Origin of the sequence: Nocardia sp. XZ_19_369, from assembly GCF_015355715.1 — a bacterium.
Lineage (GTDB): Bacteria > Actinomycetota > Actinomycetes > Mycobacteriales > Mycobacteriaceae > Nocardia.
In genome coordinates this window covers 335,721-358,031 of sequence record NZ_JACVED010000005.1, presented here as the reverse complement: position 1 = coordinate 358,031, position 22,311 = coordinate 335,721, and the positions used below count along the sequence as shown (strand labels likewise).

Here is a 22,311-nt window from a genome sequence, read left to right as displayed (position 1 = left end):
GATCGTGGCTGCGTCGAGAACTCGCTCGCTCCGCTCGCTCATGTTGGTCGACCTTCCTTCGGCCCCGGTGGCGGCCGGGTGTTGAAGTCTTGCTCAGCCCTCGTCTGCCTCAAGCATATGTGTCGAATGTGACTGATGAGGTTTCTTTGCTACGCCGAGGTTATCGGTCGAGCGCCCATCAAGGCGGTACCGACACGCACACACGTGGCGCCGTGTTGGATGGCAGATTCCAGATCGCCCGACATTCCTGCGGAAAGTTCTGTCGCACCGGGATGCTCGGCGAGCAGCAAGGTGTGCAAAGTCGCAAGTCGTGCAAATGCGGCATCAGACTCGACCCCCAATGGCGGAATAGCCATCAGACCGGACAGTCGTAATCCCTGAGACGCCGCGATATGTTCCGCGAGGCGGGCCAGATCGTCGGGTGCGACACCGCCGCGAGAAGGGTCTTCATCCAGGCTCACCTGCAGCAGGACGCGGACCGGCTCGCTGCGCTGCCCCGCGTCCAACGCGGTGCGCGCACCGGCGTCAAGTGCCGTTGCCAGGCGTTCGCTGTCGACCGAATGCACGGTGTGTGCCCAGCGCGCGACCACGCGTGCCTTGTTGCGCTGCAGGCGTCCGATCATGTGCCACTGGACATCCGGGAGTCCTTCGTCACTGTCGACCCCCTGACGGACCAAAGATGGCAGTGCTGCCACCTTTGCGGTGGCCTCCTGCTCGCGCGATTCGCCGAACTCGCGGCGATCCAAGCGATACAGAATCGCCACATCCTCGGCCGGGAAAAACTTCGTCACGGGGAGTAGACGCACCGAGTCCGGCTTACGCCCCGCCGCGAGACACGCCGCGTCCACCCGTTGCAGCAACGCCGAGAGATTGGTGGCCAGTTCCGCGGTGCGCGCGTCGACTTGCGCCGCAACTTCATTCACTACCGGACCTCCGACCAGATGACGCTGCCGAGCCGGCCGGTCGGCGCACCGCGGCGATGACTGAACAGGGTGTGGTCTTCGATCGTGCAGCGCGGGTCGATCGCCACGCCGTTGACCCCTGCTTCGAGCAGCTGCCTGCTGAGGCCGGCCCGCAGGTCCAGCGACGGAGTCTTGCGCACCGTGGTGGCGGCGCTGCCCGGCAGATGCTTCTCCACATCGGCGCGCATCGCGGCGGGCACCTCGTACTGCCGCCCCGAAGCGGCGGGTCCGAGGAACGCGCCGATCCGATCCAGCCGAGCGCCGACCGACACCATCGCCTCGAGCACTCGCGGCACGATCCCGATCCGCGCCCCGATCCGGCCCGCGTGCACGGCGGCGATGACACCCGCCTCGTCGTCGGACAACAGCACCGGCACACAGTCGGCGGTCAACACCACCAGCGCCAGCCCCGGCACCGTGGTCACGATCGCATCGGTGGCGGGCACCGGCTCATCGCGCGGCCCATCGATGATCTCGACATTGCGCCCATGGATCTGTTCCATCCACACCAGCCGGTCGGGCGTCAGCCCGATCCCCTCGGCCAGCCGATCCCGATTCCGGCGCACCGCGGCCGGATCGTCGCCCACATGATCTCCGAGATTGAACGACTCGTACGGCGGGGCCGAGAACCCACCCGCCCTGGTCGTCGTCACTCGTCGAACGGTCAGCGTAGGAGCAGAAGTCATGCCCCCGAGCGTAGTCAACCGTCCCGGCCCGCCGATCTCACAGAGCTCCCGTTCGTGCACCGGGCCCGCCGGTTCTCTGACATAGCGGAAGGCGCTGTGAGATCAACAACTTTCACTCGCCGCGACCGCACCGAACCGCGCCGGGTACGACGAAGGCCCTGATCCCGTCGGGGTCAGGGCCTTCAACAGTGCAAGCTGCCGGTGTCAGCGCCGCATGAACGACGGCACGTCGACATCGTCGTCATCGTCGTCGGGCGGTTCGATGTGGGTGCGCGCGTTGCTCGCCACGGTCGGCTCCGCTAAACGGGCGCGCTCGCTGTCGCGGTAGCTCGGTACCGCGCCGCGGGTCGAGCTGGTCGAGCTCGCGGTGGCGGCTGCGACGTCGGTGCTGCGTGCCGCGACCTCGGCGGTACGGCTCTGGCCGACCTCGCCTGCGCGGGCCGATCCGATGGTGCCCCGGCTGGCGGTCTCGAAGGTACGCCGGGCGGGTCCTCCACCGTCAAAACCCGCTGCGATCACGGTGACTCGTACTTCGTCGCCGAGCGAGTCGTCGATCACCGTGCCGAAGATGATGTTGGCCTCGATGTGCGCGGCCTCCTGAACCAACGAGGCGGCCTCGTTGATCTCGAATAGGCCGAGGTCGGAGCCGCCCGCGATAGACAGCAGCACGCCGTGCGCACCGTCCATGGACGCTTCGAGCAGTGGCGAGTTGATCGCCGACTCGGCCGCCTTCACCGAGCGGCCCTCGCCGCGCGCGGAACCGATGCCCATCAGCGCGCTGCCCGCGCCGGACATCACGCTCTTGACGTCGGCGAAGTCGACATTGATCAGACCCGGGGTGGTGATCAGGTCGGTGATGCCCTGAACACCGTTGAGCAGCACCTCGTCCGCCGAGCGGAACGCGTCCATCAGGCTGACCGCCGCGTCGCCGAGCTGCAGCAGCCGGTCGTTGGGGATCACGATGAGCGTGTCGCAGGACTCGCGTAGCTGGCCGATGCCGGTCTCGGCCTGGCCGCCGCGCCGCTTGCCCTCGAAGGAGAACGGCCGGGTGACGACACCTATGGTCAACGCGCCGAGCTTGCGCGCGATCTGCGCGACGACCGGGGCGCCACCGGTGCCGGTGCCACCACCCTCGCCCGCGGTCACGAAGACCATGTCGGCGCCCTTGAGCACCTCTTCGATCTCGTCCTTGTGGTCCTCGGCGGCGCGGCGGCCGACCTCCGGATCAGCGCCTGCGCCGAGACCACGGGTGAGTTCGCGGCCGACGTCGAGCTTGACGTCGGCATCGCTCATCAGCAGGGCCTGCGCGTCGGTGTTGACCGCGATGAACTCGACACCTTTGAGGCCCTGTTCGATCATCCGGTTGACGGCATTCACACCGCCGCCGCCGATACCGACGACCTTGATCACGGCAAGGTAGTTGTGCGGGGGCGTCATGGGCTCTCGCCTTCCTTCGATCTAAAGCCTGTCGTTTTCGGATTCGAGACACTTCGCCCGTTCTGCCGGGCCGAAGTTCGCCTGAGCGGCTTCACTCAGCGAACCGCCGCCCGGGCAAACCCTAAACCTCAACCATAGGGTTAGCGTTATGTCAAGTATCCGACTGCTGCGGAACGCTATTCGCCGCCGCCGCAATACACGCGCAGGCGCGCCGAAACGAGAGACAGAATCTTGTGTGATCCCTCTCGTCTCGCAGCCCCGCACGACGTATGGTGAACGGTTGCCCCCCGGCGCTTGCCGCGCGGCGCGAGGGTCGGCGGCGTGAGCGTCAGGCCCGGAGGCGACGGTCCGCGCGACTCCGGAGAGTCGGCGAACGCCGCCCATCGAATTCTGCAATTCGATGCGGGCGCAATGGGTATCGCTCACTTTACCGTGACCAGATTAGGACTCGAAACATCGAACACCGTTCCAGGGCGGGTCAGCAGCGGAAGCACGACCGCCGACTTGCGTTCGGCATCGTTCATCCCGCCCCAGAGTACCGTGCGCCCATCCTTCAGATTCAGCGAAACATCCGAAATGGACCGCGCCACAACCTCGTCCACCTGAATGCCCAGTGCAGGCGGTAGCGCGGCGAGCACCGCGACCGCGGCCCTGGTCGCGGGGGCGTCACTGGCCGGGTGATCGGTGACCAATTTGGGTACCCCGATCGGCGTGTCCTCGATCGCGAACTCCACGCTCTCCACATCGAGCAGATGTGCGCCCTGCGGACTCTCGAAGTACAGCACCGGAACCCGCTCGACCACCGTCACCTGCACCGTCGACGGAAAAACCCGCTGCACCCTGGCCGAACGCACCTTCGGAATGCTCGCCACCCGCCGGGCGATGGCGTCGGTATCGATGCGCAGCATCGAGCGCCCCGAAGGGATTTCGAGCAGTTCGCGCACCTGCTGTTCGGGCACCGCGACCGCGCCATCGATCTCGACGGTACGCACCGAGAGCGCCGGGGTGAACAGCGCGACGCCGCCGACTATTGCAAGGACGCACACGCCCAGCAATCCCCACAGCCGGACCCGGCGCCAGCCGTCCGGGCCGAGCCACGCGCCGACCGAGCGCACCGAACCGAGACCCGCCCTGCGCACCGAACCGTCGCCACGCTCCCTGCGAGTCACGGCCTCACCGCCCGTACTGGGGGCGCGCCCGTAAACCGTCGAGGATCTGGCTGCCGAGCATGGTCACATCGCCCGCACCCATGGTGATCACCACGTCACCGGGCAGCGCGAGCCGGGCGACCTGACGGCCGACCCGCGACATATCCGGTTGGTAATGCACGGGTTTGGTGACCGATTGAGCCACCAGCGCGCCGTTCACGCCGGGCAGCGGCTTTTCCCGCGCGCCGTACACGTCGAGCACGACCACCTCGTCGGCCAGGCTCAGCGCGGCGCCGAAGTCTTTCGCGAAAGTCGCGGTGCGGCTGTACAGATGCGGCTGGAACACCACGATCACCCGGCCTTGCCGCGACCGCGCCCCGTCCCTGGCCTCCTGCTGCACCAGCTCCGCCGCGGCGCCGAGCACGGCACGCACCTCGGTCGGATGGTGTGCGTAATCGTCGAAGACACGCACCCCGTTCTCCCGACCGGCGAACTGGAACCGCCGGTGCACGCCGCCGAAACCCTCCAGGCCCTGGATGATTTCATCCATGTCTGCCCCGGCCGCACGCGCGGCGAGCAAGGCGGCCAGCGCGTTCAACGCCATGTGCCTACCGGGCACCGACAACCGCAGGGTGCGCGGCGCGGCTTCGTCGTCGAGCTGGAACTGGGCGATACCGCCGACATCGCGCGGCTCCCAGCTGTGCAGCCGCACGCCGACCGGCACCGGCGCGTCGGCGAGTTCACCGGAGCCGTAGCCGAGGACGCGAATGTTCTTCTCGGCCAGCCTGGCGCCGACCCGTTCGGCGAGCGCCCGGGAACCGGGATCGTCCAGACAGACCACCAGCAGGCCACCCTCGGCGAGCCGGTCGGCGAAATCGTCGAAGACCTGGACGTAGGCCTCATCGGTGCCGAAGTAGTCCAGGTGGTCGGATTCGATATTGGTGACCACCGCGACGTCCGGGTCGTATTGCAGCAGCGACCCGTCGCTCTCGTCCGCCTCGGCCACGAAGATCTTGCCGGTGCCGTGGTGGGCGTTGGTGCCCGCCTCGTTCAGCTCGCCGCCGACCGCGAAGGACGGGTCGAATCCGCAGTGCTGCAACGACACGATCAGCATCGAGGTGGTGGAGGTCTTGCCGTGCGTGCCCGACACGAGCAGGGTGCGGTGCCCCTGCATCAGCGACGCGAGCACGGCCGGACGCAGCAGCACCGGGATGTCGCGCCGATTCGCTTCCATCAGTTCGGGATTGGTCTTCGGGATGGCCGCGTAGGTGGTGACCACCACGGTCGGGCCGCCGGGCAGCAGGTCGAGCGCGCTGGCATCGTGGCCGATGCGCACCTGCGCGCCGCGCGCCCGCAACGCGAGCACACCGCGGCTCTCTTTGGCGTCGGAGCCGGACACGGCACCGCCGCGGGACAGCAGAATCCGCGCGATGCCCGACATCCCGGCACCGCCGATACCGACCATGTGCACCCGCGCCAACGACGGCGGCAAAGCGGAAAGGTCCTCACTCATCCGGCCACCTCCAACACGATCCGCGCCACCGTGTCGGCGGCGTCGCGATGCCCGGCACCGGCGGCGGCACGGCCCATCTCGGTCAGCCGGGCGGGGTCCATGAGCAGCGGAATCACCTCATCGATCACGTATTTCGGGGTCAACTCCGCATCGGGCACGATTCTGCCACCGCCCTGCCGGACCACCGGTCTGGCATTGAGTTCCTGCTCGCCGTTGCCGTGCGGAAGCGGCACGTAGAAGGCGGGCAACCCGACTGCGGACACCTCGGCGACGGTCATCGCACCGGACCGGCAGACCACCGCGTCGGCGGCGGCGTAGGCGAGATCCATCCGGGAAAGATACGGCACCGCCACATACGGTGCGCGCGCGCCACTCTCAGCGACCTCTAGGGTGTTCTTCGGGCCGTGCGCGTGCAGCACCGAGATGCCCGCGGCGGCGAGTTGCGGCGCGGCACCCGACACGGCCTCGTTCAGGCTGCGGGCACCTTGCGATCCGCCGAACACCAGCAGCACCGGCCCCTCGGCGGGGAGTCCGAAGTGCGCCCGCGCCTCGGCGCGCAGCGCGGCCCGATCCAGCGTGGTGATCGCGGCGCGCACCGGAATGCCGACGACCTGCGCACCGGCCAGCCCCGAATCCGGTACCGCGGCAAGCACCCGGGTGGCCCGGCGCGCCCCGACCTTGTTCGCGATCCCGGCCTTGGCGTTCGCCTCGTGCACCACCACCGGCACCCGGCGCCGACGCCGCAGCAGGCCCGGCCCAGCGGCCAGGTAGGCGGGCAGCGCCACGTAACCGCCGAAGCCGACGATCACATCGGCCCCGACCGCGTCGATCACCGCCCTGGTCCGCGCCACCGAGGCCCGCACCCGGCCGGGCAGCCGCAGCAGATCGGCGGTGGGCTTGCGCGGCAACGGAACCGGCGGGATGAGCTCGAGCGGATAACCACGCTCGGGGACCAGTCTGGTCTCCAGGCCGCGCTCGGTGCCGAGCGCCGTCACTCTGATCGAATCGTCGAGCCGCCGCAGCGCGTCCGCCACCGCCAGCGCGGGCTCGATATGGCCCGCCGTGCCGCCGCCTGCGACGATTACCGAGATCACCTAGATTTTCCTCGTTCTCTTGTGTGGTTGACCGGATAGCTGGGTTCCCACGCTCTGGTGGCGCGCAGCGAGCTGGTGCCGCGGCTCTCCGGCGAGCGGCGCCGCGGCTCGGGCTGCGGGCGCCGCGCCGGTGGCAGCGCCGACTGTCTGCCCGGCCGTGGCGCTTTGGCCCGCTGCGCGGACCTGGCCCGTGCGGCGCTCGCCCTGGCCGGCGAGTACACCTCCGGCTTGGGCAGCCGCAGCAACTTGCTGAATCTACCGTCTTGCCCGGCGTGCAGCGCGGAGACGGCCTCGGGTTCGTGCCTGGCCGCGTTGGCGATGATGCCGAACATGAACAGGGTGATCGCCAGCGACGAACCACCCGCGGAGACCAACGGCAGCTGCAGGCCGGTGACCGGCAGCAGCCCGACCACGTAACCGATATTGATCAGCGCCTGGCCGGTGATCCAGGTGGTCGCGGTGGCGGTGAGCAGCCGCAGGAACGGATCGACCGAGCGGCTGGCGATGCGCAGGCCGGTGTAGACGAACAGCGCGAACAGCCCGAGCACCAGCGCACAGCCGAGGAAGCCGAGCTCCTCGCCGATGATGGCGAAGATGAAGTCGTTGTGCGAGTTGGGCAGGTAGCTCCACTTGGCCCGGCTCTGCCCCAACCCGCGACCCCAGATGCCGCCGTCGGCGAGCGAATAGAGCGCCTGCCGCGCTTGATAATTGATGCCCTGCGGGTCGTCACCCGGGTTGAAGAACGCGCGCATCCGATCCGATCGGTAGCCCGCCGACAACGCGAGCACGAAAGCCGCGATCAGACCGGACACCGAGATCGTCACGAACAACCGCAGCGGCAGGCCGCCGAACCACAGCAGCGCGGCGAGCACGATGCCGAGCGCGATCGTCGTCGACAGGTTCGGTTCCACCACGACCAGCAGACACACCAGCAGGCCCGCCGGGACCAGCGGCATCAGAATGTCTTTCAGCCCGGCGTGTTCCGAGCGGCGCGACGCGAGCAGGTGCGCGCCCCACACCACCAGGGTGACCTTCACGATCTCCGACGGCTGCACGTTGAACAGCCCCAGATCGATCCACCGCCGCGCGCCCTGCACCTTGGAGCCGATGCCGGGGATCAGCACCAGCACCAGACCGATCACCGAGAGCACGAACAGCGGAAACGACCACTGCCGCAACCGGCGCAGCGGGATGCGCAGGGCGAGATAGAACAGGACGGCACCGATCGCGGCGAACAGCGCCTGCTGGATGAACAGCGAATACGCCGATCCCCCATCGGCATACGCCTCGACGCTCGACGCGGAGAGCACCATCACCAGGCCGAGCACGGTGAGCAGCGTGGCGATGGTGACGACCAGATGAAACGACGCGAGCGGCCGCGCCAGCCAGGCGACGAACCTGGCCCCGGCTCCGGCTTGTTCCTTACGCCGCGTCGTTTCGCTCATAGCTGCCGCCCGACGTCACCGTCTTCCAGTGCGTGCACCGCCGCCGCGAAACTGCGGCCCCGGTGCGTGTAGTCGGCGAACATGTCCAACGAGGCCGCCGCGGGCGCGAGCAGCACGGTGTCGCCGCGGGTGGCGAATCCGGCCGCGGCCTGCACGGCGCGCGCCATCACAGCGTCGGCCTTATCTCTCGACGCGTCACCCATCCCTGCATCGTCTCCCGCGATCAGCTCGATGACCGGGACCTCGGGTGCGTGTCGCGCCAACGCGACCGCGAACACCGGCGCGTCGGCCCCGATCAGCACCACGGCGACCAGCCGGTCGGCGACCTCCTCGACCAGGTCCTCGATCTGCGCGCCCTTGAGCTGACCACCGGCCACCCAAACCACCTGCGGGTGCGCCAGGATCGCGGTGCGCGCGGCGTGCGGGTTGGTGGCCTTGGAGTCGTCGATGAAGTCGACGCCGCCGACCTCGCGCACGAACGCGGACCGGTGCGGGCCGACCTTGTGCTCGATCAGCCCCTCCCTGATGAACTGCGGCGCCACGTCGATGGCCCTGGTCAGCGCGGACGCGGCGAGCGCGTCGGCGACACCGGCCGGACCGGGCGGGCTGATATCGCCGACCTCGGCGAGGATCGCGGCCTTGGTGAACGCGCGGTCGAGCAGTTTGCCGTCCACCACGCCGAGCTCACCGTCGGCGGGCACACCGATCCGGAAGCCGACGGTGCGCCGGGCTTTCGAGCGACGGGCCAGCGAGGCCGCCACCGGATCGTCGAGCCCCACCACGCCGACCCGCCCGACCAGCGCACGCGCCTTCGCGGCGGCGTAGGCGTCGAGGCCGCCGTGCCAATCCAGGTGATCCTCGGCCACATTGAGCACCACGCCCGCTTCCGGACGCACCGACGGCGCCCAGTGCAGCTGGAACGAGGACAGCTCGACGGCGAGCACCTGCGGTCCTGGGTTGCGCCGCAACGCATCCAGGATGGGCAGGCCGATATTGCCGCACGCGACACTCGGGATGCCCGCGGCGCGCAGGATGGCGTGCGTCATCTGCGTGGTGGTGGTCTTGCCGTTGGTTCCGGTCACCACCAGCCACTTGCGGACCGGGCCGTAGATCCTGGCTTGATCGACCCACCAGGCGAATTCGACGTCGCCCCACACCGGGGTGCCCTCGGCGACGGCCGCGGCGAGCACCGGCGAGTCCGGCCGCCAGCCCGGGCTGGTGATCACCAGCGCGAACCGGCTCCAGTCCGTGGTTTCCAGTTCCACGCAGGTGGCGATGTCCAGGCCGAGGCCGGCCGCCTCGGCGAGCGCCGCGGCGCCGCCGTCGGTGACCACCGGGCGCGCGCCGATATCGCGCAGCGGCTCGACCAGCGAGCGCCCCGATATGCCCCAGCCCGCGACGAGAACGTCACGGCCACGCAGGAATTCGAGCATGGGCCCCGGTGTTCGCAGGGCCCGAGGAGAATGTTCGACCATCGCTAGTTCACCCGACCGCAGAGAGATATTCGCTGTAGAACAAGCCGAGGCCGATGGCCGAAGCCATCGCGGCCAATAGCCAGAACCTGATGATCACCGTAGTCTCGGCCCACTTGCTGAGTTCGAAGTGATGGTGGAACGGCGCCATCTTGAACAGCCGGTTGCGCGTGGTGCGGTACACCGCCACCTGCAGCACCACCGACAGAGTCTCGGCCACGAACAGCGCGCCGATGACGATCATCAGCAGCTCGGTCCGTGTGGTGATGGACAGCCCGGCCAGCATGCCACCCAGCGCCAGCGAGCCGGTGTCGCCCATGAAGATCTTGGCGGGCGCGGCATTCCACCACAGGAAGCCGACGCACGCGGCGGCGCCCGCGGCACAGACCAACGCCAGGTCGAGCGGGTCGCGCACGTTGTAGCAGCCGACCTCGGCTTTGATCTCGCAGGCGTGGTAGTACTGCCAGAACGTGATGACCACGTAGCCGCCGAGCACCAGGCTCATCGAGCCGGCGGCGAGCCCGTCCAGTCCGTCGGTCAGGTTCACCGCGTTGGACCAGGCGACCACGACGAGGCAGACGAAGACGAGGAACACGACGACGCCCATCGTCACCGTGCTGATGTCGCGGACGTAGGACAGCTGCCTGCTGGCCGGCGTCAGCCCGCTCGCGCCGCGGAACTGCAGTGCGAGCACACCGAAGACGACGGCGGCGGTCAGCTGACCGAGATACTTGCCCGCGGCGGTGAGGCCGAGATTGCGCTGCTTGCGGATCTTGATGAAGTCGTCCACGAAGCCGACGCCGCCCAGCGCGGTGGCCAGGCCGAGCACCAGCAGGCCGGACGCCGACGGACCGTCCGCGCGGTAGCCGATGCCGATCAGATGCGAGCCGAGGTAGCCGGCCCACATGCCGATGATGATGGCCACGCCGCCCATCGTCGGGGTGCCGCGCTTGGCCTGGTGGCTGGCCGGGCCGTCGACCCGGATCTCCTGACCGAAGCCCTGCTTGGCGAACATCTTGATCAGCAGCGGTGTCAGCAGAATCGAGACGGCGAGCGCTATCGCAGCCGCGAATAGGATTTGCCTCACGACCAAGCCTCGCTAGCGCTCGGCTCAACCGTTCGACAAGCGGTCGCTGTATTGATGACTCGCTCGCTCAATCCCTTGCCTCCGTGCTTCCCGTACGTCCGCTGGATGGCTCCGCATTGATCAAGTGTTCGGCGACCTCCCAGAGGCCCACCGACTTCGACGCCTTGACCAGCACCACATCACCCGCCTCGACTTCGTCGTCGAGCAACGCGATGGCCGCGCCGATGTCGGGCACGAGGATCGCCTCCTCGCCCCATGAGCCTTCCATCACCGCTCCCTGATGCATCGCCCGGGACGGCCTTCCGGTGCCGACCACGATCAGCCGGTGCACGTCCAGCCGCACCGCGAGCCTGCCGATCAGATCGTGTTCGATGACGGATTCCTCGCCCAGCTCGCCCATCTCGCCGAGCACGGCCCAGCTGCGGCGCGGCGTTTCGCCCGCGCGCGCCATGGTGACCAGGGCTTTCAGGGCGGCGCGGACGGAATCGGGGTTGGCGTTGTAGGAGTCGTTGACGACGGTCACGCCGCCCGCGGTGGTCCGCACATCCATCCGGCGGGCCGAGGCGGCGTGCGCCCCGGACAGCGACCGGGCGATGGTCTCGAGGTCCGCGCCGCATTCCAGCGCGACCGCCGCCGCGGACAGTGCGTTGCCGACCTGGTGTTCGCCGTGCACGGCCAACTGGATCGGGATGCTGCCCGCCGGGGTGTGCAGGGTGAAACCGGCGCGTGCTTCGTGGTCCAGCCGGATGTCGGTGGCCCGCACGTCGGCGTTGTCGGACTGGCCGACCATCACCACGCGGGCGGTCGTCCGCGACGTCATCGCGGCGACCTGTGGGTCGTCGGCGTTGAGCACCGCCAGCCCGGTCGGCGGAAGCGCCTGCACCAGTTCGCCTTTGGTCTTGGCAATGGCCTCGCGGCTGCCGAACTCACCGAGGTGCGCGGTGCCGACATTGAGCACGACGCCGATGCTCGGCGGCGCCACCTCGGCGAGCGCGGCGATGTGGCCGGGCCCGCGCGCGGACATCTCCAGCACCAGGAAACGGGTATCGGCGTTGGCGCGCAACGCGGTCCACGGATGGCCGAGTTCGTTGTTGAACGAACCCGGCGGCGCGACCACGCTGCCCAGCGGCGCGAGCACGGCGGCGAGCAGGTCTTTGGTGGAGGTCTTGCCCGAGGAGCCGGTCACCCCGACGACGGTGAGAGTGCCTGCCGCGGTGAGGCGTTGCACGCTGGCGCGGGCCAGGTCGCCGAGCGCGGCGAGCACCGCGGCCCCGGATCCGTCCGAATCGGCCGCCAGCGCAACCGAACTCGACGGCACCGAGCCGGGACTCGGCGTGACGACGATGGCGGGCACGCCCACCGGGCGGGCTGCGAGCACCGCGACCGCACCGGCCGCGACCGCCGCGGCGGCGTAGTCGTGGCCGTCGGACCGCTCCCCCGGCAGCGCCAGGAACAGATCGCCGGAACCGATTCGGCGCGAATCGAACTCCACCGAACCGGTGACCCGCGCCTCCGGGTCGGGGACGTCGTGCAGCGTGCCGCCGACGACGTCCGCGATCTCCCGCAGTGTCATCTCGATCATGAAACCGTCAAGTCCTCCGCGTCCGCGTTGTGCGGACTTCGCTTGTCCAGTGCCGCCGCGAGCACGTCGCGGTCGTCGAAGGGGTGCTTCACGCCCCGGATCTCCTGTCCGGCCTCGTGCCCCTTACCCGCAACCAGTACCACGTCGCCGGGCTGAGCCCAATTCACCGCCGCCGCAATGGCTTCGGCGCGATCGCCGATCTCGCGCACGACGCCGCGCGCGTCTTCGGCCACCTGCAGCGCACCGGACCGCAGCGCGGCCCTGATCTGCGCCGGGTCCTCGCTGCGCGGATTGTCGTCGGTGATGATCAACAGATCGGCACCACGGGCCGCCACCTCGCCCATCAGCGGACGTTTACCCGCGTCGCGGTCACCACCGGCACCGACCACCACGGCGAGGCGTCCCGGCGATTCCGGCGCGTCGGCCGCGAGATGGCCACGCAGCGTGGCGATCACCGATTCGAGCGCGGCGGGCTTGTGCGCGTAGTCGACGATCGCGAGGAAGTCCTGGCCGCGCTCCACCCGCTGCATCCGGCCCGGCACGTCGACGGTGGCCAGGGCGGGCGCGGCGACCGAGGCGTCGACCCCGGCGGCGGCGCACACGGCGACCGCGAGCAGACCGTTGGCGACGTTGTAGCGCCCCGGAAGACGTAGTCGCACAGCGATATTGCCGGTGGGCCCGGTCGCGCTGAATTCCTGTTCGCCACCGTGCGCCGAGATCGCGCCGTCCAGCCGCCAATCCCCGGTTCCGGTGGTGGACACCGTGATCGGGCCGTCGAGCCCCGCGGCGAGGCGCACGCCCCACTCGTCGTCGACACAGATCACCGCGGTCCGCGCAGCCACCGGCGAGGTCGGCTCGAACAGCCTGCGCTTGGCGGCGAAGTAGTCCTCGAAGTCGGCGTGGAAGTCCAGGTGGTCCTGCGACAGGTTGGTGAACGCGCCGACCGCGAAGCGGACGCCGTCCACCCGGCCCAGCGCCAGCGCGTGGCTGGACACCTCCATCACCACCGCGTCCACGCCCTGCTCGACCATCAGCGCGAACATCGCGTGCAGCTGGGGCGCCTCGGGGGTGGTCAGCGCGCTCGGTACTCGTCGGCCGCCGATCCTGGTCTCGATGGTGCCGATCAGCGCGGTCGACAGGCCCGCAGCCGCCAGTCCCGCCTCCACCAGATAAGAGGTGGTCGTTTTGCCGGAAGTGCCGGTGATGCCGACGATGCGCAGCTGTTCGGACGGGTTGCCGTAGATCGCCGCGGACAGCTCGCCGAGCACCGCGCGCGGATCCTCGCGCACCAGCACCGGCACCGGCAGTTCTCCCGCGAGTTCCGCGCCCGCCGCATCGGTGAACACCGCGACCGCGCCACGCTCGACCGCGTCGGCGGCGAACCGGGCGCCGTGCGCCTGCGTGCCGGGCAGGGCGGTGAACAGATCGCCGGGCCGCACCGCCTGCGACCGCTGCTCGACTCCGGTGACCTGGATCTCGTCGAACGCGGGTCCGGTCGCCGTGGCGCCGGTCAGCGCCTGCACGGCGGTCAGCGCGGTCGACGGTGGGCGAGCGGGCCGGAGCGCGTGCTGGCTGGACTGCGCAGGCACATTGCTCCTCTCTGATACGGGCGGGGACTGGGACGACGAGTCAGGTTACCGACGGCCGATCACGGGTCGGCAACGCGCCCATATGTTGCCGTCTACTCGGCTCGTCCGGCACCACACCGATTCAATCGGCCTGCAGCACGAATCGCTTCGACGGCTCCGGCGACGGCGGGATGCGGTCGCGCTGCATCGCCCAGGAGGCGATGTTGTGGAACAGCGGTGCGGCGGACTGGCCGCCGCTGCCGTCGGAGCTGCGCACCGGATTGTCGAGCATGAGGCCGATCACGTAGCGCGGGTTGTCGGCGGGGGCGATGCCGGCGAAGGTGATGTAGAACGACGAGGTCGAGTAGCAGCCGCAGCTGGGGTCGACCTTCTGCGCGGTGCCAGTCTTGCCCGCGATCTGGTAGCCCTCGATCGCGGCGGGCCCGCCGGTGCCGTTCTCGTTGGCGTCCATCGGATCACGCTGGACCACCGACTGGAACATGGTGCGCAGCGTCGCGGCCGTCTGCGGGCTCACCACGCGCACGCCGTCTGGCTGCGTCTCGTCGGTGCGGGTGCCGTCCGGCGCGACCTTGGCTTTGATGATGCGCGGCGGGATGCGGACACCGTCGTTGGCGATGGCCTGGTACATGGCCGTCATCTGCAGCGTCGTCATCGAAAGGCCTTGACCGATCGGGAGATTGGCGAAGGTGCCGCCCGACCACTGATCCCGGGCCGGCACCACGCCCGCGCTCTCGCCCGGCAGGCCGACCCCGGTGCGCTGGCCGAGCCCGAACCGATGCAGCATGTCGGCGAAGCGGTCCTCGCCGACCCGCTGGGCGAGCATCAGCGTGCCCACGTTGGAGGACTTACCGAAGATGCCGGTGGTGGTGTACGGCGCGACGTCGTGCTGCCACGCGTCGTTGACGGTCACTCCCGCCATCCGGATGTTGCCCGGAACCTGGTGCACCTCATCCGGATTGGTCAGTCCGTACTCGATGGCGGCGGCCGCCGTGACGATCTTGTTCACCGACCCAGGCTCGAACACCTCGGTCACCGACGGATTGTCCATGTCGGCGGAGGCCCAATCCTTCGACGGCAGTTTGGGATTGAAAGTGTTGTCATTCGCCATCGACAGCACCTGCCCGGTCTTGGCATCGAGCACGACCGCCGACGCCGAGCTCGCACCGGACATGTCCCGGGCCTGCTGCACCTGCTGTTGCACGTAGTACTGCAGATCCGAGTCCAGGGTCAGCTCGACACCGTTGCCGTTCACGGCGTCCTGCTTGTCGCGCCAGCTGCCGGGAATGACGGTGCCGTCGGAGCCGCGGTCGTAGGTGCGCGAACCGTCGGTGCCCGCGAGCACCGAGTCGAGCGAGGACTCCAGACCGATCTGGCCGTGACTGTCCCAGCCGGTGGCGCCGATGACGTTGGCCGCCAGCGAACCGCCCGGGTACTCCCTCGGATACTGGGCATCCGCGCCGACCTCGGGGAACTGCGTGCGGATATCCGCGGCGATTCGCGGGTCGACGCCGCGCGCCAGGTATACGAACTTCTCGTCGCTGCGCAGCTTCGCGAGCAGCTCCGCTTCCGAGGGACCCGCCTTGCCGAGCTTGTCGTGCACCGTCTTGGCGATGGCCTCGAGCCGCTCGTCCGGGTCGGGCGCCTTGGGGTTCTTGGCTTTCGCGTCGGCCAGCTGCTTACGGACCGGGACCGGCTGGAAATGCAGCTGTTTCGCGGCGATGGTGTACGCGAGCGACTTGCCGTTGCGGTCGGTGATCGGGCCGCGGATGGCGTAGTCGGGCTCGTGCGTGGTGCGCTGGTCCGCGGCCTGCGCGGAGAGGCTCGGCGCGTTGATGGTTTGGATCCACAGCAGTTGCAGCGCGACGACACCGAGGGCGATCAGCATGATGATCCGCCCTGCGCCCAGCCGCCTGCGCAGCGGCTGATTCTTCTTGGACGCGGCGGTGCGTGGTCTGGCGGCCTTGCTCGGACCAGGCTCGCGGCGCCTGCGCGGCGCGGGCCTGGTCTGGGTCACCGCTGCCCTCCGTCTGGAAGTACCTGTGGCTGAGTGGATTCCGCCTGCCCCAGCGCGGCATCCGCAGCGGGCTGCGGGGTTTCGGCCTGTTGCGGGGCGGCCTCGGCGGGCGCCTGCGGGACCGGACTGACCGGAACCGGGCTCGCCGGAGCCGCGTTCACCTGCGCGTTGTTCGCCGCAGCGCTGCCGGGAGCCGGCGGCAGTGCCGGTGGCGGTGGCGTGGTGGTCACCGGAACCACGCGCTCGCCACGGGCCTGCACATTGCCCGCCTGCGGGCCGATCGGGGCGCTGGGCGAGACGTTCAGCGGCGGCACCGGCGGGCCCTGGGCGGGCGTCGGCTTGCCGATCACCGTCACGGTGCCGTCCGGCTCGACCACCAACCGGGCCGGGTCCTTGGCCGGGATCATGCCGAGTTCCCTTGCGCGGGCGGCGAGTTCGGGCGGGGAATCGGCCGCCTCGACGTCCCGCAGCAACGCGGCCCGCTCGTCGGCCAGCCGCTTGTTGGTCGCCTTGATGTCACCGAGCTGGTAACTGTCCTCCGCGGCGCGGGTGGTCAGCAGCAGGGTGAGCGCGAGACCACAGCCGAGCAACGCGATGATCGCCGCGACGAACGGAATGCGCGCGGCCATCACCGAGCCCTGGCGCTTCGGCAGCACCGGTGTGTCCGAACGGGTTTCGGCGCGGGTCCGGCGGCGGGCGTAAGCCCGTTGCGCGGCACCCGATTTCACCCGCTCGGAGTCATGGACCCGGCGGGCGATCCGCCCGGGTGCGTCGACGGTCCGCGTCCGAATACTCATACTGTCCCCTCGTGAGTCTGTGCGGGACTACCGGCCTCCCTTGTCCAGGCCCCACACCCGGCCGGCCGGACAAGCTCATGTCTCATCCGACCTCCTGAATTCGCTCCGCGGCGCGCATCCTGACGGGTGCGGCACGCGGGTTTTCCGCTATTTCCTCCTCGGTCGCCTTCTCCGCGCCACGGGTCAGCATCCGGAATTCCGGTCCCATGCCGGGCAATTCGACCGGTAGGTCGACGGGGGTCCTGGAGGCCGCGCGCGGCGCGAACTCCTGCTTGACCACCTTGTCCTCGAGTGACTGATACGACATGACGACGATGCGGCCGCCGATCCGCAGCGCATCCAGGGCCGCGGGCAGCGCGGCGCGCAACGAATCGAGCTCGCGGTTGACCTCCACCCGCAGCGCCTGAAAGGTGCGCTTGGCCGGATGCCCACCGGTCCGGCGGGTCGCCGCCGGGATCGCCGCGTAGAGCAGCTCGACCAGTTCGGCGCTGGTGGTGAACGGCTTCTGCTGGCGGCGGCGCAGCACCTCGGAGGCGATGCGACCCGCGAAGCGTTCGTCCCCATAGGTTTTCAGCACGCGGGCCAGGTCGCCGTGACTGTAGGTATTGAGCACGTCGGCGGCGGTGGGCCCGGTGGTGGGGTCCATCCGCATGTCCAGCGGCGCGTCGACGGAGTAGGCGAAGCCGCGGTCGGCCTCGTCGAGCTGCATCGAGGACACGCCGAGGTCCATCAAGATGCCGGAGACCGATCCCGCGGCGCGCAGACCCGCTTGGTCGAGCGCCTCGGCGATCCCGTCGTATCGGGTGTGCACCAGCGTGATTCGGTCCGCGTACGGCGCGAGCCGCTCGGCGGCCAGTTTCAGCGCGGCGGTATCCCGGTCGAGACCAACCAGACGGAGACCGGGATAGGTGCGCAGGAAGTGTTCGGCATGTCCGCCGAGACCGAGGGTCGCATCGAGGTAGACCGCACCGGGTTCGGTGAGCGCGGGCCCGAGCAGCGCGTCGGCCCGACCGAGCAGAACAGGAACATGGCGGGGGCCGTCCTGCTCACGGTTCACCTCGACCTCCCGGGATCTGCCTCGCTTCGTCGCGCACCGCGCACGGGTCGCCTTGTCTGAAGAAACCGTTGCCGGAGACGAATGCCTCGTGGTCTCTGACCGAACCTCGGCACCTGGCGTCGGGGAAGTACGTCAGGGTCCGCGTCCGGGCAGAGGCCGCGCGGCACTCGTTCGCTCGGGGCTAGAAGATTCCGCCCAGCGACTCGTCTCTCGCTTGCGAGAAATCCTCCTCGTGCTCGGCGAGGTAGGTGTCCCACGCCTGCTTGTCCCATATTTCGAGGAAATCGACCGAGCCGGTTACCACGCAATCCCGTTGCAGGTTTGCGTAGCGCCGATGTTCAGCCGACAACACGATCCGGCCCTGCGCGTCGGGACGTTGTTCATCCGTTCCGGCCGCTAGTGCCCGGACGAATGCGCGCGCCTGCGGATTACTTCGAGATGCCGCCGCGGCCCGGCGAGCGAGCGCGGTGAACTCTTCCTTGGGGTACACGGCAAGGCTGTGGTCCTGACCCTTCGTGACCATCAACCCTCCCGCCAGATCGTCTCGAAATTTCGCAGGCAACGTGAGTCGCCCCTTGTCGTCCAGCCGAGGTGTGTAGGTACCGAGAAACAACTCGATACCTCCCTAGTCGATCACCTCGATGGTCGGCCTTTCCTGTAGTGCGCGCTCCACATTACCCCACTTTCCCCCACTTTCAATCGAAACTGCCGGTGATCTGGCTCCCGACCCAGACGATTTCGCAGGTCATCCCAGCTATCACTGTGGTGGAGAACTTTTTGCGTGTTCTGCCGACACGCACAGTCCGCATGGACAAAGGCCCGGAAACACCCAGCAAACGCCCAGGTGCCCCCTGGCTCAGCCGAGCGAGGGGGTGAAGTGGGGGAACTTGTGGGGAGATGTGGAGCAAGCCCGGCAAACCCGCGCGGCGCGCCTCGGCGGCACGGACGATGGCGCACGCGAGACGGCGACGCCGCACCTGATCGGTGCGGCGTCGCCGTGGTCTGGAGTTGTCAGGCTACGGGCGAGCTATTCCTGCTCGAACCGTCGCCGGAATCGGTCCTCCATGCGCTCGGAGAAACCGCCGGACTTGCGTTGGCGGCCACGCTGTCCGGTCGTTCCACCGCCTGGGCTACCGGGCGCGGCGTCTCCGCCGGCCCGATCACCCTTCGCAATGCCCTTGGAACTGCCGACCAGCAGCAGCACGCCTGCGGCGAACATGACGATGAATCCGACCAAACTGATGATCGGGAAGCCGCCGGGCTTCACTGGAGCAGCGATGCCGGCGACGAGTAGAAACAGACCAAGGACGAACAAGGCCGCGGCCTGGAGTCTGCGACGACTCGAGGTCGAGCGAAGGCGCCCGCCGCGGACGGACGACGCGAACTTCGGATCCTCAGCATAGAGCGCGCTCTCGATCTGTTCGAGCATGCGCTGCTCGTGCTCGGAGAGTGGCACGGTACCTCCCCCGGCACTAGGCGTGGCTGTCGCCTCCGGGTAGGCGACTGATAGCCGACCTTGGCGGCTATCTGTCACCAATGATACGAGTTCGATCAGGGCCGTACCACCTAGTCGCTCATAACTATGTGGGCGTGCCGCCTGTCACTATCCGGTCATGCCGTTTGTCCACCCCGGCGCGGGGCGCAATCGAGCCGATGCGGTAAGGAGATCTTCGACGTCGTGCAGGAATGCTCCTACCCGCGAATAGAACTCGTCGGCCTCGTCATCGTCGATGTCGCGATCGAGTCCCGCCTCCAGCGCGGCCCTGGTCTCCGACCGCGCGCTGAAGTAATCGGCCCACATTACGAACTCGGGCGCGGCGGACTGCATCAGCACCCACGCGTTGCGCGATCGAGCCCGCGGCGCGTTGTCGGCGCCGGTGAGCGCGATCACCGCGCCCGCCCCGCGTAATGCGGCGAGATAGGCCGTGCGGAACCGCTCGCGCGGGTCCCGCTCCCCCGCCGCCTGCATGAGCAGGCCATCGGCGCGTTGCAGCAGCTTGCCCGCTCGACCGGGCTGTCCCGGATGTTCGACCCGATTAGACATCTCGGAGTCCCTCCGCCCTCGCTTACCCGTGCCCAACACCGCCTTGGTGTGACCGAACAGGTATTCGAACGTTTGAATTGAGATTGAATATAGAGACGCCCACCGACAAACTTCCGCGCCCGCTGTGGACCCGACGAGAGCCATGACCGCCGTCAAGCCCAATCACACCCCCGCACCTGTCGTCGTCGACCTGTCCGTCACGGCACTGCGCTCCCGGCTGCACGATGCGCTGGCGGTGTATGTCGCGGCGATGGACTATCCGCGCGGCACCGAACACCATCGCGCGCCGATGTGGACCGAGCACACCACCCGCCCCGGCTGGCAGGCCGTGGCCGCGGTGGTCCCCGATGATTCCGGGCACGTCGACCTACGGTCCGCGCCGATCGTGGCGATCGCCTACGGCTACCACGGCGCCCCGCACCAGTGGTGGCACCAGCAGGTGCACAGCGGCATGCGGCGCTCCGGCTGGCCGGAACATTCGACGCGCGAACTGCTTTCGGACTATTTCGAGCTGACCGAGCTGCACGTGCACCCGGCGGCGCAGGGGCTCGGCATCGGTTCCACCCTGCTGCAACGGCTGCTCCGGGATCGGCCCGAGCAGGCCGTGCTGCTGTCCACCCCGGAGGTGGACCAGGAGGACAACCGGGCCTGGCGGCTGTATCGGCGGCAGGAATTCACCGACGTGGTACGGAATTTCGTGTTCGCGGGCGACAATCGGCCGTTCGCCATTCTGGGACGGCGGCTGCCGCTGTGATGCTCCGGTGCCCTCGGAATCCGGGGACCTGGGAGGTACCGCAGTGAGGGTCACGTGACGGTCGTGGTGGTCGGTTCGGGCCACAACGCGCTGGTCGCCGCGTGCTATCTGGCGCGCGCCGGGCACGCGGTGGAGGTGCTCGAACGCGACGAGGTACTCGGTGGTGCGGTGTCGACCGTGGAACGGTTCCCTGGGCACCTCGTCGATCGCGGCTCGTCCGCGCACATCATGGTGCGGCACACCGGGATCATCGAGGAACTGGAGCTCGCCCGCTTCGGCCTGCGGTACATCGATTGCGACCCTTGGGGTTTCACGCCCGCCAGCGGCGAGCACGCGCCGCTGGTGTTCCACCGCGACCTGGATGCCACCTGCGCGTCGATCGCCGCCGCCTGTGGCGAGCGGGACGCGGCGGCGTATCGACGGTTCGTCGAAGTGTGGGGTCCGCGCAGTGCCAGGGTGATGCGCGCGTTCGGCGGCGGGCCCACACCGGGCCGGTTGCTGCGCTCGTTCTGGGGATTGGACGCCAAGGACGGCGGGAGCGCACTGTCGCGGGAGTTCCTGCAGTCCGGGGACGCGTTGCTGGACAGCACCTTTCAGGACGAACGACTCAAGGCGTCGCTGGCCTGGTTCGGCGCGCAGTCCGGCCCGCCGATGTCGGAGCCGGGCACCGCGCCGATGGTTGGGTTCGCCGCGCTCATGCACACCCTGCCGCCGGGCCGCGCGGTCGGCGGCAGTGGCGCGCTGTCCGCGGCGCTGGTTGCCCGGCTGCGTTCCGATGGTGGTGGAGTGACCGCGGGTGACGCGGTGACCGCGCTGGAGCGCGACGGTGCGGGCTGGCGGGTCCGCACGGCCTCGGGACGAAACCTGCACGCCGACACCGTGATCGCGGGCTCGCACGTGCTGACCACGCTGGATCTGTTGCGCGAGGGCGGATTCGACGCCGGTGTGCTCGACGACTGGCGGCGGCGCATCCGGGTCGGCCCCGGCATCGGGATGGTGGTGCGGGTCGCCACCAGCTCGCTGCCGCACTATCCCGGCAGCTCGGTCGACGAATCCGCCCGTGGTCTCCAATTTCTCGTGTCCGACCGGCGGCAGCTCCGGCTGGCCCACGGGGCCGCATCGGCCGGGGACCTGCCGCCGCGTCCGGTGGTGCTGGCGATGAGTTTCAGCGCGCTGGATCCGAGCATCGCCCCATCCGGTGAGCATCAGCTCTCACTGTGGGCGCAGTGGCACCCGTACCGGCTGGCCGACGGCAGCGACTGGGCGGCGCACGCCGAGCGGGAGGGCGACCGGATCATTGCCGAAGTCGACTCCTACGCACCGGGTTTCGCCGATTCCGTGCTGCGCAGGTTCGTGCAGACGCCGGTCGATCTGGAGCGGGAGATGGGGCTGCTCGGCGGCAATGTGATGCACGTGGAGATGTCGCTGGATCAGATGATGATGTGGCGGCCGCTGCCGGAACTGTCCGGGCAACGCGTACCCGGCGCTCCGGGGCTGTATCTGACCGGCGCGTCGACTCACCCGGGCGGCGGGGTATCCGGTGCCAGCGGGCGCAGCGCCGCTCACCTCGTACTGCGCGATCTCCGCCGCAACCGATTCCCCCTGCTGCGCAACCGATGACGAACCGCAC

General features: G+C 69.1%; 19 protein-coding genes. 2 read left to right on the top strand and 17 right to left on the bottom strand.

The genetic code is table 11. The annotated features are described in order from the left end of the window. Positions 1 to 149: 149 nt before the first annotated feature. The 17 genes from IBX18_RS20545 to IBX18_RS20465 form a co-directional block, all read right to left on the bottom strand. Positions 150 to 923: a YggS family pyridoxal phosphate-dependent enzyme gene (locus IBX18_RS20545; protein WP_194835213.1), complete on the bottom strand. Its 774-nt coding sequence runs from the start codon at positions 921 to 923 to the stop codon at positions 150 to 152. Further along, positions 923 to 1,648 (bottom strand): peptidoglycan editing factor PgeF, encoded by a 726-nt coding sequence (gene pgeF / locus IBX18_RS20540; protein ID WP_194835212.1) that lies wholly within the window; start codon positions 1,646 to 1,648, stop codon positions 923 to 925. The genes IBX18_RS20545 and pgeF overlap by 1 nt, the downstream gene beginning before the upstream one ends. Before the next feature lie 204 nt (positions 1,649 to 1,852). Continuing rightward, positions 1,853 to 3,085: a cell division protein FtsZ gene (ftsZ, locus tag IBX18_RS20535; protein WP_194835211.1), complete on the bottom strand. Its 1,233-nt coding sequence runs from the start codon at positions 3,083 to 3,085 to the stop codon at positions 1,853 to 1,855. Between the two features lie 422 nt (positions 3,086 to 3,507). Continuing rightward, positions 3,508 to 4,254, bottom strand: a complete 747-nt coding sequence (locus IBX18_RS20530) for an FtsQ-type POTRA domain-containing protein (protein WP_306796335.1) — start codon at positions 4,252 to 4,254, stop codon at positions 3,508 to 3,510. A 4-nt stretch (positions 4,255 to 4,258) separates the two neighbouring features. After that, a complete protein-coding gene (murC, locus tag IBX18_RS20525; RefSeq protein WP_194835210.1) occupies positions 4,259 to 5,746 on the bottom strand; it encodes a UDP-N-acetylmuramate--L-alanine ligase in 1,488 nt (495 codons plus the stop codon). Beyond that, entirely contained in the window at positions 5,743 to 6,840 is a 1,098-nt protein-coding gene (murG, locus tag IBX18_RS20520; RefSeq protein ID WP_194835209.1) for an undecaprenyldiphospho-muramoylpentapeptide beta-N-acetylglucosaminyltransferase, read from the bottom strand. The genes murC and murG overlap by 4 nt, the downstream gene beginning before the upstream one ends. Then, positions 6,837 to 8,285, bottom strand: a complete 1,449-nt coding sequence (gene ftsW / locus IBX18_RS20515; protein WP_194835208.1) for a putative lipid II flippase FtsW — start codon at positions 8,283 to 8,285, stop codon at positions 6,837 to 6,839. The genes murG and ftsW overlap by 4 nt, the downstream gene beginning before the upstream one ends. After that, a complete protein-coding gene (gene murD, locus IBX18_RS20510) occupies positions 8,282 to 9,718 on the bottom strand; it encodes a UDP-N-acetylmuramoyl-L-alanine--D-glutamate ligase (protein WP_194835207.1) in 1,437 nt (478 codons plus the stop codon). Before murD ends, ftsW begins: the two co-directional genes overlap by 4 nt. A 49-nt stretch (positions 9,719 to 9,767) precedes the next feature. Then, the gene (gene mraY, locus IBX18_RS20505; protein WP_107660203.1) at positions 9,768 to 10,844 is read right to left on the bottom strand and encodes a phospho-N-acetylmuramoyl-pentapeptide-transferase; all 1,077 of its coding nucleotides are present in this window, start codon (positions 10,842 to 10,844) and stop codon (positions 9,768 to 9,770) included. A 67-nt stretch (positions 10,845 to 10,911) separates the two neighbouring features. Then, positions 10,912 to 12,426: a UDP-N-acetylmuramoyl-tripeptide--D-alanyl-D-alanine ligase gene (murF, locus tag IBX18_RS20500; RefSeq protein ID WP_194835206.1), complete on the bottom strand. Its 1,515-nt coding sequence runs from the start codon at positions 12,424 to 12,426 to the stop codon at positions 10,912 to 10,914. After that, positions 12,423 to 14,015, bottom strand: a complete 1,593-nt coding sequence (locus IBX18_RS20495; protein WP_194835205.1) for a UDP-N-acetylmuramoyl-L-alanyl-D-glutamate--2,6-diaminopimelate ligase — start codon at positions 14,013 to 14,015, stop codon at positions 12,423 to 12,425. Before IBX18_RS20495 ends, murF begins: the two co-directional genes overlap by 4 nt. A gap of 121 nt (positions 14,016 to 14,136) precedes the next feature. Next, the gene (locus tag IBX18_RS20490) at positions 14,137 to 16,029 is read right to left on the bottom strand and encodes a penicillin-binding protein 2 (RefSeq protein ID WP_194835204.1); all 1,893 of its coding nucleotides are present in this window, start codon (positions 16,027 to 16,029) and stop codon (positions 14,137 to 14,139) included. Beyond that, positions 16,026 to 16,826 carry a hypothetical protein gene (locus tag IBX18_RS20485; RefSeq protein WP_194835203.1) on the bottom strand — a complete coding sequence of 267 codons (801 nt, stop codon included), beginning with the start codon at positions 16,824 to 16,826 and terminating at the stop codon, positions 16,026 to 16,028. The genes IBX18_RS20490 and IBX18_RS20485 overlap by 4 nt, the downstream gene beginning before the upstream one ends. 82 nt (positions 16,827 to 16,908) lie before the next feature. Further along, the gene (rsmH, locus tag IBX18_RS20480; protein ID WP_194835202.1) at positions 16,909 to 17,883 is read right to left on the bottom strand and encodes a 16S rRNA (cytosine(1402)-N(4))-methyltransferase RsmH; all 975 of its coding nucleotides are present in this window, start codon (positions 17,881 to 17,883) and stop codon (positions 16,909 to 16,911) included. Positions 17,884 to 18,064: 181 nt separating this feature from the next. Beyond that, positions 18,065 to 18,496 (bottom strand): division/cell wall cluster transcriptional repressor MraZ, encoded by a 432-nt coding sequence (gene mraZ, locus IBX18_RS20475; protein WP_107655153.1) that lies wholly within the window; start codon positions 18,494 to 18,496, stop codon positions 18,065 to 18,067. 414 nt (positions 18,497 to 18,910) lie between these two features. Then, positions 18,911 to 19,339: a DUF3040 domain-containing protein gene (locus tag IBX18_RS20470; RefSeq protein ID WP_107655152.1), complete on the bottom strand. Its 429-nt coding sequence runs from the start codon at positions 19,337 to 19,339 to the stop codon at positions 18,911 to 18,913. Between the two features lie 147 nt (positions 19,340 to 19,486). Continuing rightward, entirely contained in the window at positions 19,487 to 19,927 is a 441-nt protein-coding gene (locus IBX18_RS20465; RefSeq protein WP_167769005.1) for an SAV_6107 family HEPN domain-containing protein, read from the bottom strand. A gap of 142 nt (positions 19,928 to 20,069) precedes the next feature. Between IBX18_RS20465 and IBX18_RS20460 the strand changes: the two genes are divergently transcribed. Then, complete coding sequence (locus tag IBX18_RS20460) at positions 20,070 to 20,681, top strand: N-acetyltransferase (protein WP_107655151.1); 612 nt, start codon at positions 20,070 to 20,072, stop codon at positions 20,679 to 20,681. A gap of 54 nt (positions 20,682 to 20,735) precedes the next feature. Continuing rightward, entirely contained in the window at positions 20,736 to 22,301 is a 1,566-nt protein-coding gene (locus tag IBX18_RS20455) for an NAD(P)/FAD-dependent oxidoreductase (RefSeq protein WP_194835201.1), read from the top strand. Positions 22,302 to 22,311 lie beyond the last annotated feature (10 nt).